The 13,946-nt window shown below is 61.9% G+C and carries 11 protein-coding genes; 6 read left to right on the top strand and 5 right to left on the bottom strand.

The window, feature by feature from the left end:
- Window positions 1-2 precede the first annotated feature (2 nt).
- Entirely contained in the window at window positions 3-1,037 is a 1,035-nt protein-coding gene (locus tag B1781_RS11025; protein ID WP_334223967.1) for a beta-ribofuranosylaminobenzene 5'-phosphate synthase family protein, read from the bottom strand.
- 220 nt (window positions 1,038-1,257) lie between these two features.
- Here B1781_RS11025 and fhcD point away from each other — a divergent pair, with 220 nt between their 5' ends.
- Window positions 1,258-2,154 carry a formylmethanofuran--tetrahydromethanopterin N-formyltransferase gene (gene fhcD, locus B1781_RS11020; protein ID WP_078119720.1) on the top strand — a complete coding sequence of 299 codons (897 nt, stop codon included), beginning with the start codon at window positions 1,258-1,260 and terminating at the stop codon, window positions 2,152-2,154.
- Complete coding sequence (locus tag B1781_RS11015) at window positions 2,151-2,978, top strand: formylmethanofuran dehydrogenase subunit C (protein WP_125932027.1); 828 nt, start codon at window positions 2,151-2,153, stop codon at window positions 2,976-2,978. The genes fhcD and B1781_RS11015 overlap by 4 nt, the downstream gene beginning before the upstream one ends.
- Before the next feature lie 16 nt (window positions 2,979-2,994).
- On the opposite strand, the gene B1781_RS11010 is transcribed toward B1781_RS11015, so the two are convergent.
- The 3 genes from B1781_RS11010 to mtoX form a co-directional block, all read right to left on the bottom strand.
- Window positions 2,995-3,522, bottom strand: a complete 528-nt coding sequence (locus B1781_RS11010) for a TlpA family protein disulfide reductase (RefSeq protein WP_164513341.1) — start codon at window positions 3,520-3,522, stop codon at window positions 2,995-2,997.
- A complete protein-coding gene (locus B1781_RS11005; RefSeq protein ID WP_334223966.1) occupies window positions 3,515-5,425 on the bottom strand; it encodes a cytochrome c peroxidase in 1,911 nt (636 codons plus the stop codon). The genes B1781_RS11010 and B1781_RS11005 overlap by 8 nt, the downstream gene beginning before the upstream one ends.
- Window positions 5,426-5,542: 117 nt before the next feature.
- Entirely contained in the window at window positions 5,543-6,922 is a 1,380-nt protein-coding gene (gene mtoX, locus B1781_RS11000; RefSeq protein WP_078119716.1) for a methanethiol oxidase, read from the bottom strand.
- 343 nt (window positions 6,923-7,265) lie between these two features.
- Here mtoX and B1781_RS10995 point away from each other — a divergent pair, with 343 nt between their 5' ends.
- From B1781_RS10995 to fdhF, 3 genes are read left to right on the top strand one after another with little or no spacing between them, the layout of a single operon-like run.
- Entirely contained in the window at window positions 7,266-7,856 is a 591-nt protein-coding gene (locus tag B1781_RS10995) for an SCO family protein (protein ID WP_125932026.1), read from the top strand.
- Window positions 7,857-7,898: 42 nt separating this feature from the next.
- Window positions 7,899-9,572: an NADH-ubiquinone oxidoreductase-F iron-sulfur binding region domain-containing protein gene (locus B1781_RS10990; protein WP_334223965.1), complete on the top strand. Its 1,674-nt coding sequence runs from the start codon at window positions 7,899-7,901 to the stop codon at window positions 9,570-9,572.
- Complete coding sequence (fdhF, locus tag B1781_RS10985; protein WP_078119713.1) at window positions 9,572-12,322, top strand: formate dehydrogenase subunit alpha; 2,751 nt, start codon at window positions 9,572-9,574, stop codon at window positions 12,320-12,322. Before B1781_RS10990 ends, fdhF begins: the two co-directional genes overlap by 1 nt.
- 13 nt (window positions 12,323-12,335) lie before the next feature.
- On the opposite strand, the gene folP is transcribed toward fdhF, so the two are convergent.
- Window positions 12,336-13,133: a dihydropteroate synthase gene (gene folP, locus B1781_RS10980; RefSeq protein WP_334223964.1), complete on the bottom strand. Its 798-nt coding sequence runs from the start codon at window positions 13,131-13,133 to the stop codon at window positions 12,336-12,338.
- A 249-nt stretch (window positions 13,134-13,382) separates the two neighbouring features.
- Between folP and B1781_RS10975 the strand changes: the two genes are divergently transcribed.
- Window positions 13,383-13,946: a TetR/AcrR family transcriptional regulator gene (locus tag B1781_RS10975; RefSeq protein WP_334223963.1), complete on the top strand. Its 564-nt coding sequence runs from the start codon at window positions 13,383-13,385 to the stop codon at window positions 13,944-13,946.

Here is a 13,946-nt window from a genome sequence, read left to right as displayed (position 1 = left end):
CGTTAACGCATTTCCTTACGAACATCCAATGCGGCTTGCGCCGACACCCGACTACAGGTGTTGCATGCCTGGGTCACGCTGAAACGCAACGGTGACAACTCGCCGTAACGCTGGCGGGCCTCGACGAGCATACGCAGTGCGGTTTCGGCATCGGGCAACAACACGAAGCCGGTCGGCCCCCATGAGCTTTGGCCGACGCCGCTATAACCTGACTGCTCTGCCCAGGCCAGCGCATCGGCAACCTCGGGGCTGGTGAAGCGCCCGCCCTGGGCCGGCGCGAAATGATCGCCGACCAGGCGTTGCAGTTCAGCGATACCATCGCATACTGCGGCAAACCGCTGTTCCTGCACCCCAGGCAGGATCTGCATCAAGGTCAGATGGCACAGGTGGGCCGCCAACTCGCGTGGAAACGGGTCCAGTCGACGAAACGCGTCGACCTCCTGTTTACCGTGCAGGCCTTTGGCGCGCGCATCCATGATCAGCAGCACGCGCCAGTCCTCGGGAAACGCCAGGCGCGCCGTGACCGGCGGTACCACGCCATCATCGCCGACGCCGCTGTCGACCAGGAACCCGCCCTGGTCGAACGCACCGATGCCGATCCCCGAGCGCTTGCCGCGCTGCATGCGCGACGCGATCTCGCGTGTGGAAAGACCGAGACCGTACAGCGCCGATACCGCATGACCGACAGCCAACGCCATCTGCGTGCCCGAACCCAGGCCCATATGATCCGGTATCGCCGAATCGACCACCACGTCGACGCCCTGCGACAGGTTCATGCTATCGAGCATGCGCTGCGCGAAGGTCTTGGCACGCTCCGCAGCCGGACCGTCGGCGGTCACCTGCGCTGCGTGGCGAACACGCAGACGGGTGCGAATGCCTTCGATGCTCAAACCCAGGCTGCCGAACCGCCGTCCCAAAGACCCACTGACATCAAGGAAACCTAGATGCAATCTAGCCGGTGTGTCGACCAGTACGGCTTGCGGCGGACCTCGGTGTTTCCATGCGTGTTCCATGCGAGGGTCGATTGCAAACCCCATGCCTGCTTGCGAAAACGCCACCTGCGGGCACGATTCCGATTTACTAGTACGCTCTCTGCGTCTGGATTGAGTCACAGTGTCACAATCAGTAAGCGCGCCCATGACAATTGCTTTTTGCTGTCACATTCGCGACCTTACCGCCTCCCCTTAACGCTGGTAGACAAGTCGCCGCGGCACAGCTCTTGCGTAAGCCTGTGCCTGCAATTTCCAGGGATCATACATGGAGCTCAACGGAGTCACGATCGAAGATACATTCGCCGAAGCCTTCGGCATGAAGGCGACGCGCGTAATGATCACGGCAAGCAGTCTGCGCTGGGCGCGAACGGCCGCTCAAACCATGACCGGATTCGCCACCTCAGTCATCGGCTGTGGCGTCGAGGCCGGCATAGAAGCGGAGTGGCCGGAAAGCGAAACACCGGACGGCCGGCCCGGCGTGAGCGTACTGCTGTTCGCCATGTCATCCAAAGACCTGGCGAAACAACTGGAACGCCGCGCGGGCCAATGTGTGCTCACCTGTCCCACCACCGCCTTGTTCGCCGGTATGCAGGGTGACGAGAAAGTCCCGATGGGAAAACAACTTCGCTACTTCGGCGACGGCTACCAGATCAGCAAGCTCATCAACGGCAACCGCTACTGGCGCGTGCCCGTGATGGATGGCGAGTTCGTCGTCGAAGAACATACCGCGCGCTGCCCGGCGGTGGGCGGCGGCAATTTCCTGGTGCTTGCCCAATCACAGTCACAGGCACTGACGGCCTGTGAAGATGCGGTCGACGCCATGCGCCGACTGCCGAACATCGTGTTGCCGTTTCCGGGCGGCATCGTTCGTTCCGGATCGAAGGTGGGTTCGAAGTACAAGGCGCTGATGGCATCGACCAACGATGCCTATTGCCCGACGCTGCGAGGTCTGGTCGAGTCCAAACTCGACGCTGACACCCACGCGGTGCTCGAGATCGTGATCAACGGGATCGACGAACAGGACATCAGCCAAGCGATGCGCGTCGGTATCGAGGCGGTGTGCAAACGTGGCCGGGACGACGGCATCGTCGCGATCTCGGCCGGCAACTATGGCGGCAAGCTCGGCAAGTTTCATTTCCACCTGCACGAGGTGATGTCGTGAAGGTGACACTCAGACAACAACAACCTTCCGCACAGCGTATCGATATGCGCGGAGTCACTCCCGAACGTCTCGCCGGCCTGGACGAAACCGAACTGCAGCGCATCGAGCTCTGCAGCGGTAAACGTCGCCTGGCGCTCGGCGACGTGTTTTCGGTGTCGACCGAATCCACAAGCGACGATGTCCTCGAGATCGTGCCGCTTGACGACCGACTCGACTTCCTCGGCGCCGGCATGAACGCCGGCACGCTGATCGTGCAGGGAGATGCGGGTGACTATGCAGGGCGGGCCATGGGTGGTGGTCGGCTCGACATCCGGGGCAATGCCGGCGATTACGCCGGCAGCGCTTTGGCCGGCGGCGCCTTATCCATTACGGGCAACGCCGGTGACTTTGTCGGCGCGCCGATGGGCGGTGAAAGGCGCGGCCAGCAGGGGGGATTGATTTATGTCCGGGGCAATGCCGGCAAGCGTGCAGGCGAGCGTCAGCGGCGCGGCTACTTGATCATCGAGGGCAGCGTCGGCGAGTTGCTTGCCCACCGCATGATCGCCGGCACCGCGTACGTCGGTGGCCACGTCGGCCCCCTCGCCTGCCACGGTATGCAACGCGGCAGCGTGGTGGTGCACGAGGTACCGGCCGGGCTGTCATCGACGATTGCCGGCAACGGCCACTGCGATCTGCCCTTTGTCACGATGCTGCTCACCGAACTGCAGCGATTGAGCGACGGCGGCTTGCCCCTTGGCAACGGCAGCCAAGTCACGCAGCGATTGCTCGGCGACCTGGCCGAGAATGGTCGCGGCGAGATCCTGGTGGTCAGTCGCGCTGCCTGAGCGTCCCTGCCGGCGGTCAACGACCGTCGGCGACTGCCGGCTCGGCGGCCATCAGCGCTTGCAGCTGCGCCAACATCTCTTCACTGTCCCATTCGCGTTCACCGATAGCACTGGCGATGATCATGCCTTTCGGGTCGACCAGAAACGTGGTCGGCAGCCCTTCGACCTGCCAACCGCCAAGGTCCATATGTTCGTCGACGACAATCGGAAAATGCAGCAACTGCCCTTTGGCGAACTTGTCTGCATCCTCGCGACTGGGACCCACATGGATCGCCAGCATGTCGAAGCGCGGGCTCTTCAGTTCCTGGTAGGCGCCCTGCATCGACGGCATCTCCTGGCGGCACGGCGGACACCAAACCGCCCAGAAATTGACCAACAGGTAGCGCCCACGGAAATCGGCCAGACGGTAGGTTTTGCCATCGATCCCCGGCAGTTCAAAGGCCGGTGCCGGTCGCGGTTGTTCGAGGCGGTCCAACAAACCCTGGGCACAGACGATACCGCTGAACAGCGACAGCAGACCCAATTGCAGCAATCTCTTAATCATCGGCAAGCTTCTTGTGCGCCCAGTGTGGATCGTTCTTGGTGATATCGCCGACCGGTGCGGCGAAGGCATCGGACACGATTGTATCAACACTGTCGCCCGTCAGGCTGTGCAGAAACGCAAGCAAATCGTCGATCTCTTCATCGGCCAACCCCAGCGGCCGGATACGCGGGTCCAGCAGCTCATTTTCCACCCCGCCGTCGTTGTAGAACGCGATCACCTCACGCAGCGAGCTCATCGAGCCATTGTGCATATAAGGCGCCGTCAACGCGACGTTGCGCAGGCTCGGCGTACGGTACTTCCATCGATCGTGCGGGTTCTGGGTCACTTCGTAGAGACCGACATCGGCCGGTGCCGGCTCGGAAACCTGATCGATGATGTCGCGGTCGACCTCGATCTCGACGCCGGGCGCGACTAGCACGCGCTGCTTCTCGCTGCGAATGCCCATGGATTCACGATAGCCGACGCCGGTGTTGTGCAGGGCATTGTCGGTGAACAAGGCGTGCTCGGATTGCACCGAATGACACGATGCACACCCGGCCTTGCCGGTGAACAAGGCAAACCCGCGTTTGGCGGCGGGGTTCAATGCGCCCAGGTCGCCGCCGAAATGCCAACGATCAAAAGCGGAGTTGGCCGAGACCAGCGTGCGCTCATACGCCGCCAGCGCCATGCCGACCGTTTCCATGCTCGGCCCTTTGCCGTCGAACGCGGCTTCGAACAGGCCCGCATAGTCCGGCGTGCGGCGGATCTTTTCGATGACCGCGCCGATCGATGGATTGGCCATCTCATTGTGTGCCAGCAGCGGCGACCAGACCTGCTGTTCAAGCGTCGTCTCGCGGCCGTCGTGGAACAGCTTCGTCAGGTAGGCGCTGTTGTACAGCGTCGGTGTGTTGCGCCGCACGCTACGTCCTTCAAACCCGACCGCGGTCGCCAGTTCGTTGCTGGTGAAACCCTGTTCGGGTACGTGGCACATGGCGCACGAAAACGTATCGTTCAACGACAACCGTCGATCGAAGAACAGCCGCCGACCCAGTTGGATCCGTTCGCGCGTCAGCGGGTTGTCCGCCGGCTGCGGAACCGCCGGCAGACCCAGAGGCGGATTGGATGCGAGTTCGAACAGGTCGGCCTGTTGACCACGGCGTTGGACCAGATCGTGGCTCGCCGTCTCGTAATCGGCCGTTTCATAGCCACGCTTGTCATCGCCGGGTTTGGATAGGGTCGCTACCGAATTGTGCGCCATGCGCCCGTCGGCACGGGAGCTGTCCGGCAGATTGAGCACCGTCTTGGCGTCGTTGATCAACAGGTCCGGATTGAGAAACGATACGCTGTAGATGTTGCGGATGCGTTTCTCGGGGTCGATCAGGAACACGCGCAGGATATGCGAAAAAGACGGCATCGGTTCGCCTTTGTCGTCGATATCACGGATCACAGACTGACCATAGCGCTCGAGTATCGGTTGCAGTTGTTGCTGCGACTTCGTGGTCAGAAAACGCCAATCACCTTCGGCCTGAAAACCGGAACCGTACAGGCCCATCACGTCGGGCGTATCGTACGTGGGATCGAAGCTCAGGCTGACGATACGCAGCCGCTCGCCGAGCTGCGGGTCGTCCCTGAGCTTCTGAATAACCCGGTACAGCACCGCGGTTGCCAACGGGCAGCCGTTGATATCGCTGCAGGTGCTGTAGATGAAGCTGAGCAGCACGACTTTGTCGTCACCAAACAGCGCATGCAGGCGTTGCGGTCGGCCGCGTGCGTCAAGCACCTCGCCGTCGGCCGCGGGGCCCAGATCCGGTAAGGCATAGCTGCCGGCCGGTGGTGCATCGAACTGGGAGCTCGTATAGAACGGCGCCAAGACCTGTTTTTGCGTGTCTTTGTGCTCGTCGGTCTCGCCGGCTGCGTGTGCCACGCCCGTCAACAACAGCCACGCGAGCGCAACAGCGCACGTCGAAGATATCGATCGCATATCGAATGTCAGCGAACAGGGCCGGCTGCGCCGCAGTGCCGCGCAGCCGGGCCCTACGCCTTACTCCTTGGCCGCCAATGCACGACCGGACGGCGTGTCGTCCTTGTGCTTGGCATACAGTGAATACGCGCCGAAACGCATCTGGTGGGCGCGACCGAGTTTCTCAGCGGTAAAGTCTACGCTGAACTTCTCAACCAGCTCGTTGCCGTTCCACTCGTAGGCCTTGAAGAACTGCTCATTGTCGTCACCCTTCTTGTCCCAGTTGGCGAGCAACGAGGAGGTGAAGTACACGCGCTGGCCATCCCAGCTCGACGACGCCATGTTGACCTGTTTGCCGATCACCTTTTCATAGACCTGCTTCGGCGCGAACGGGTCCGAGATATCGAACAGGCGCGCCTTGCCGTCCATGAAGGTATCCACCCACAGGTGTTTGTCGTCCGAGCTGATCGAGATATCGACCGGCAGCGGCACTTTCGATGGATCGCCGATATCGGCCACGGCCTTGGCCTGCCACTCACCGGCGTCATCTTCGTAGATCAACCAGATCTTCGAGGTCAGTGCCGTGGTCGTGAAGCAGTAGTTGTTGTTGGCGCCCCAGGCACAGCGTAGCTCGAGCGGTGCTCCGGGCACATCCAGTACCTTTTTCGCCTTACGCGTATGCAGATCCCAGACAACCACGGTGTTGCCGAAGCGTTTCATGGCCTCCTTGTCCTGCAACATCTTGCCGAAGTCCATCATGTAGTTCGACCAGCCGGTGAACGATGAGGTGACCATCAGGTTGCGTCGCGGCAGTGCCCTCACGTCGTAGCCGTAGCCGTCGGCAAACTGACCGCTCTTGCTGGCGCCGCCGAGATTGGCGTCGGTCGGCATCCAGTGGGTCGCCACGAATTCGCCGCCGTTGGTGTACTCGACCAATGCCGTGCGGCCACCATGGTCTTTGTTGTTCGACAGACCGGTGATCATCATCCGGCCGGGCAAGGCGTAGGTGGTATGCGGTCCGACCACGCCGCCGCTGGCCGAGACGAAGTCGGTGACGACCTTGTGCAGCTTCGGTTGGCCCGGATCGCTGTGAACATCGAAGATGAAGATCTTGTTGGTATCCAGGCCGCCGGCCCATAGATAGCGGCGGTCGTCGGTGAAGCCGGAATGGTGAGCCTCGTTGCGCCCACCGACCGACAAGGTGTGAACGACCTTTCCATAATTCGGCGACTTCGGATTGACGTCGACCGTGACCAGTTTGTCCTGTCCGTCGCCCAAGCCGTCGACACCCAGGGTCCAGACGTAGACGAAGTCTTCCTGGCCGACGATCTTCGCCATGTAGGGTGACATGCAGGTTTCATCGGCGACTGCCTGCGGCGCCAACGATGTGAATGCCGCGGATGTGGCAATCGCCAGGGCCAGCGTGCTGCGGCCCAATAGATCTCTCAATGCGAGACGCATTTTTGTTCCTCCCAAATCGATAAACGTTGCTAGCTGTTACCCGACCTGCATGGCCGTGCGATCCGCCAAATGGGGCAACGCGTCTGCATGTATTTTTTTGTGCGCAGACTAGCCATTTGAGTGCAACGAAAGTGCCAATCTTTAGAAGTGAGAAATTCCCTAAACGGAACAGGACGGATAAGGGCACGCAAAAAGTTGGCACTGTGCCGCCCCGGTTACAGCCCGCAATCGGGTTGCTCAGCACACGTCACAGTGTCGCTATCAGGATTTACGCTACTGCGCGTCGCCAAGGGTGGCACCAAAGCTGCATCCGACAGCCACAGAGGTACTTCAGGAGTTGTCGTTGGCCATCCCATTTCGATTTTTTTCTATGGTGTTGATGGCGACCGTGTACAGCTCCGCCTGGGGAATCGGCGGAGACTTCACGCTGACCCGCGACGACGGCGCTGCGTATCACCTGAGCGACTCGCGCGGTCACGCCGTGGTCCTGTCGTTCGGCTACACCTTCTGCCCTGACGTCTGCCCGACCGGGCTGGCGACCATCAGCGCCGCCCTCACACTGCTCGGCGATCGCGTCCGGCAGGTAGACGCTTTCTTCGTCTCGCTCGACCCTGAACGTGACTCGCCGGCAAAGCTGCGCGAATACACGGGGTTCTTCCACGAGCGCATCCACGGCCTTACAGGCAGCGCCGCCGAGCTGGATGCGGTCGCGAAACGCTACCAGGTCAGCTACCGCTTCGTCGGCAAAGGCGAATCCGAACGCTACACGCTGGACCACAATGCCAACACCTTCGTGGTCGATAGGCAAGGGCAACTGGTGCGTATCGTTCCCTACGGCATGCCCACCGAGGCGCTGGCCGATGCGGTGGCCATCGCCCTCGCCGACCCGGCACCGCGCTCGCATCACAACACCGAAGCCGAACCGGCCCAATAACATGTCAAGTCATCCGTCCGCCAACCACCGCTGGAACACCCATTGAGCTCGCTAAAGAAAAAGCGTGCCGCTCGGCCCAAGGGCCGTCAGGCGCATGCCGAGGATATCGAACAGGTACTCGTCTATCTCGGTGACGAAACGCCACGCCGCGATCGGCTGATCGAATACCTGCACCGCATTCAGGACGACGTCGGACACCTGCCTGCAGGTCTGCTGGTTGCACTGGCCAAGGTCATGCGACTGGCGACCGCCGAGGTGTACGAGGTGGCCAGCTTCTATCACCATTTCGATGTCGTCAAAGACCCAGAGCAGGCCCCACCGCCTTTGACGATCCGTGTCTGCGAGTCGGTAAGCTGCGAACTGGCCGGCGCGCGCGAATTGATCGATGCACTTGCGCGGACGATGGGCGATGGTGTGCGTGTACAAGCAGTCCCATGCGTCGGGCGCTGCGAACAGGCTCCGGTGGCGGTCGTCGGCACCTGCCCGGCGGGCGAAGCCGATGTGTCCAAGCTACAGGGAATGGTCAGCGATGGCCGCACCAACGATGAGCCACCGGCCACGGCAGCCGACTACAAAACCTATCGCCTGAACGGCGGATACACCCGTTTGCAGCGGATCGTCGAAGACGACAGCCCCGAATCGAAAGAGGCCATCATTGCCACGCTCGAGCATGCCGGTCTGCGCGGTCTCGGCGGCGCCGGTTTTCCCGCCGGCCGTAAGTGGCGGATCGTCAGTGGCTATCCCGGACCACGCCTGATGGCGGTCAACATCGATGAAGGCGAACCCGGAACATTCAAAGACCGCTACTACCTCGAACGCGATCCACATCGTTTCTTCGAAGGCATGTTGATCGCCGCACACGTCGTCGGTATCGAAAAGATCTACGTCTACCTGCGCGACGAGTATGCCGGTGTGCGTGCCCTGCTCGAACGCGAACTGGATGCTTTGCTGGCATCGCCACCGGTCGCATTGCCGGAGATCGAATTGCGACGTGGCGCCGGCGCCTACATCTGCGGTGAGGAATCGGCCATGATCGAGTCGATCGAAGGCAAACGCGGCATGCCGCGTTTGCGACCGCCGTACATCGCGGAACTCGGTCTGTTCGGTCGTCCGACACTCGAACACAATATGGAAACCCTCTACTGGGTACCCGAGATCCTCGACAAGGGCGCCGACTGGTTCTGTTCTCACGGTCGGCGTGGGCGCAAAGGCCTGCGCAGTTTCTCGGTCAGCGGACGAGTCAACAGACCCGGCGTGCACCTGGCACCCGCCGGCATCAGCGTGCGCGAACTCATCGACGAGTATTGCGGCGGCATGCTCGAAGGTCACTCGCTGAAGGCCTATTTTCCGGGCGGTGCTTCGGGCGGCATTCTGCCGGCGTCGCTGGACGATCTGCCGTTGGACTTCGACACCCTGCAACAGCACGGCTGTTTCATCGGTTCGGCCGCGGTGATCATCCTGTCCGACAAGGACAGCGTGCGCCAGGCGGCACTCAACGCCATGCACTTCTTCGCGCATGAATCCTGCGGCCAATGCACACCTTGCCGGGTCGGCACGGAAAAAGCCGCGGCGTTGATGTCCCGACCGGATTGGGATGTGCCCACGCTCGAAGATCTGTGCCGGGTCATGGAAGACGCATCGATCTGCGGCCTCGGTCAAGCCGCACCGAATCCATTGCGCTGTGCGCTCAAATATTTTCCCGAGGAGTTTGCGTGATGTCCCGCTCCGCCCTTCCCGCCGACGATCAGATAGCCTTCGAGTTGAACGGGGTCGACCTCCTGGCGAATGCGGATGAAACGATTCTGCAGGCCGCCTTGCGCGCCGGCATCGAGATACCGCACCTGTGTTACAAGCCGGGCATGCGTCCGGACGGCAACTGCCGGGCATGCGTCGTCGAGATCGACGGTGAACGGGTGTTGGCGCCGTCGTGCTGCCGGTATCCGTCACAGGGGATGAAGGTCGACAGCGTCAACGAGCGCGCCCGGCATTCGCAACGCCTGGTGCTCGAACTGTTGCAGAGCGATCTCGATGCCACCCAGGCGCGTCGCCAGGATAGCGAACTGGACTACTGGAGTGAGCAGCTGCACGTCGCTGCGCGGCGTTTCCCGACGCGCGAGCAACCGCAGGCCGACAACAGCCATCCGGCGATCGCCGTCAACCTCGACCTGTGTATTCAATGCACGCGCTGTTTACGCGCATGCCGCGAAGAACAGGCAAACGATGTCATCGGCTATGCCGGACGCGGCGCGCATGCGCGCATCGTGTTCGATATGGAAGACCCGATGGGCGCTTCGAGCTGCGTGGCCTGCGGTGAGTGTGTGCAGGCCTGTCCCACCGGTGCACTGACGCCGAGTGGATCGGTCGCACTGCAAGAGAGCCAGCAACGCGTCGACTCGGTCTGCCCGTACTGCGGCGTCGGCTGTCAACTGACCTACCACGTCGCCGACAATCGCATCCTGCACGTCGAAGGTCGCGACGGCCCGGCCAACCACAGCCGGCTGTGTGTGAAGGGACGCTACGGATTCGACTATGTCAGCCATCGTCACCGACTCACCAAGCCGCTGATCCGGCGCGAAGACGCACCCAAACGCGCCGAACTGGATCTCGATCGCGACAACCCGTTGCGCGATTTTCGCGAGGTGTCGTGGGATGAAGCACTGCAAGTCGCCGCGCAAGGCCTGCGCAAACTGCGTGACGAACAAGGCCCCTCGAGCCTTGCCGGTTTCGGCTCGGCCAAGGGTTCGAACGAAGAGGCCTATTTATTTCAGAAACTGGTGCGTACCGGTTTCGGCACCAACAACGTCGACCACTGCACGCGCCTATGCCATGCCTCGTCGGTCGCCGCACTGTTGCAGATGATCGGATCCGGGGCCGTGTCGAACCCGGTTGCCGATGTCTCGCAGGCCGAGGTGATCGTGGTCATCGGCTCGAACCCGACCGAGAACCATCCGGTCGCCGCCACGTTCTTCAAGAACGCCGCGCGTGCCGGCAAGAAACTGATCGTCATGGACCCGCGTCGCACCGCAATCGCACGGTTCGCCGAACACGTACTGCAGTTCAAGCCGGATACCGATGTCGCGATGCTCAACGGCATCATGCATGCGGTAATCGAGCAGGGGCTGGTCGATCCCGAATTCATCGCACAACGCACCGAGGGCTACGAGAAGCTCAAATCGAGCCTCGCTGCCTACTCGCCCGAAGCGGTCGAATCGATCTGCGGCGTACCGGCCGAAACGCTGCGTGAAGTGGCGCGCCTGTTCGCCACATCCAAAGGCTCGATGATCTTCTGGGGCATGGGTGTGTCGCAGCACGTACACGGCACCGACAATGCCCGCTGCCTGATCAACCTGTCACTGATCACCGGCCAGATCGGCAGGCCCGGCACCGGCCTGCATCCCTTGCGCGGACAAAACAACGTGCAGGGTGCATCCGACGTCGGCCTGATACCGATGGTGTTCCCCGATTACCAGCGGGTCGACAACACCGCGGTACGCGAGAGCTTCGAGGCCCTGTGGGGAACCAGCCTCGACCCGAAACCGGGGTTGACCGTCGTCGAGATCATGCATGCGATTCACGACGGTGCGATTCGCGGCATGTACATCATGGGTGAGAACCCGGCGATGTCCGATCCCAACCTGAACCATGCCCGTGCCGCGCTCGCGTCGCTGCAGCATCTCGTGGTGCAAGACATCTTCATGACCGAGACGGCGTACTACGCCGATGTCGTGCTCCCGGCCTCGGCCTTCCCCGAAAAGACCGGGACCTTCACCAACACCGACCGTCGCGTGCAACTCGGCCGCCAGGCGTTGAATCCGCCGGGCGACGCGCGTCAGGACCTGGCGATCATCATCGATATGGCGGAACGCCTCGGCCTCGACTGGCACTACTCACATCCGCGCGACGTATTCGACGAGATGCGCCGCGCAATGCCGAGCATTGCAGGCATCACCTGGGAACGACTCGAACGCGAAAGCGCCGTCACCTACCCCTGCGAACACGAGAACGACCCGGGCGACGAAGTGATCTTCACCGATGTGTTTCCGCGTGACGGCGGCAAGGCTCTGCTGGTGCCGGCCGAGTTCAAGAATGCCGATGAACTGCCGGATACCGAGTACCCCTTGATTCTGATTACCGGGCGCCAGTTGGAACACTGGCACACCGGTGCGATGACCCGGCGGGCCAGTGTGTTGGACGAGATTGAACCTGTGCCGGTCGCCACCTTGCACCCACAGCAGTTATCCGCCCTGGGCATCCAACCGGGTGACGCGATCCGCCTACGTTCGCGCCGCGGCGAAGTCACTGCGTTGGCCCGGGTCGACGACGGTCTTAACCCCGGCCAGGTGTTTCTGCCCTTCTGTTACCACGAAGCGGCCGCCAACCTGCTGACCAACGAAGCGTTGGACCCGGACGGCAAGATACCGGAGTTCAAGTTCTGCGCGATCCAGGCATCGCCGGTCCACGCATGAGGTAGCGACCGGTCTAGATCGGCGTTTGTCCGCAGACCGCCCAGGCGACATCGGCTGCCTGGCGGTTTGCCGCGATATCGTGCACCCGAAAAACCCGAACCCCGGCTGCCACGCCCAAGGCCGTGGTCGCGCAGGTGGCACCGACCAACCGGGTCGGATCGGTCTCGGCGCACAGACTGCCCATGAACCGCTTGCGGCTGGTACCCAACAACAAGGGCCGACCCATGGCGGCCAGCTGTTCGAGGCCCGCCAACAGCGCGAGGTTGTCTTCTCGCCGTTTGCCGAACCCGATACCCGGGTCGAGCAATACGTGGTCTTGATCGATGCCGGCCGCTACTGCCGCGGCGAACCGTTGTTGCAGAAACTGTGTAACCTCGCCAACGACATCGGTATAGCTCGGATCCTGTTGCATCGTCGCCGGCTCGCCCTGCATATGCATCAGCACGATGGGCGCACCGCGTGCAGCGGCCAGTGCCAACATATCCGACGAATCGCGTCCTGCCGAAATGTCATTGATCATATCGGCGCCGACCTCCAACGCCGCAGCAGCCACCTCGGCGAGACTGGTATCGATGCTGATCATCACGCGCCGCGGGATCCTCGAACGCAGCTCGCGAACGACCGGCACTACCCGCGCAATCTGCACCGCCGCCGGTTGACGGGCCGCGCCGGGCCGGGTCGATTCCCCGCCGATGTCGATGATGTCCGCGCCCTGCCCGACCATGTCGACGGCGCGTTCCACGGCTGACGCGGTATCGGTGTATCTACCGCCGTCGGAAAAGCTGTCCGGGGTGACGTTCAGAACTCCCATGATCATCGGCGGTTGGGTGCGATCGCACCATCGGTGCCGGTGATCAGACTGACGCCCGGCGTCGCGACCGCGGCTCATACGGCCCACCTTTCAAGGCCCGTGGCGCGGATTACTGCCCAGCGCAGCAACCCCAGACCGACACGGCTGATGCTGGCGACGGCGTGAAACATCCGCCAGAATGCGTTCCAATGCACAAATTCTCCCAATGACATGGCGCCTGCAAAACAAAAACGAACACGTGCGAACATCATGCGTCGGCAAATCCTGGACGCTGCCTTGCACCTTTTCACCAACCGCGGTTATTTCAACACATCGATCCACGATATTCGACACAAGGCCGATGTCGCGATGGGATCGATCTACAACTACTTCGCCGGCAAGGAAGCCATCGCCAAAGCGTTGTACGACGATCTGCTCGAGCGCATGGAATCGGTGGTCGATACCGCTGCCGCGTCGCATGACAAATCATACGATCAGGGCCTGGCACTGGTGACCGTGTTGTTCGAGTTGACCGAAACCGAACCGGAGATGATTGGATTCGTTCTGAACGCGCGTCATCGCGAGTTTCTGCCGCAGGAACCTTCCTTGTGCTCTTCCAAGCCGTTTTCCAAGATGCGCGACATCGTTGCCCATGCGATGCAGCGCGGCGAAATCGAGACAATGGATCCGTGGGTTGCCTCTGCCGTGCTGTTCGGCCCTGCCCTGCGCTTGATCTCACTCAGGCTGGACGGCGTGATACCGACGCCGCTCACCGACACGGCGAGCGATGTCTGGCGTTCGAGCTGGAACGGAATCGCCGCCCACCTGGTTTGA

The sequence above is a fragment of the Thiosocius teredinicola genome (assembly GCF_002009425.1).
Classification (GTDB): domain Bacteria; phylum Pseudomonadota; class Gammaproteobacteria; order Chromatiales; family Chromatiaceae; genus Thiosocius; species Thiosocius teredinicola.
The sequence above is the reverse complement of the archived record's forward strand: the minus strand, read 5'-3'. Positions and strand labels throughout refer to the sequence as shown.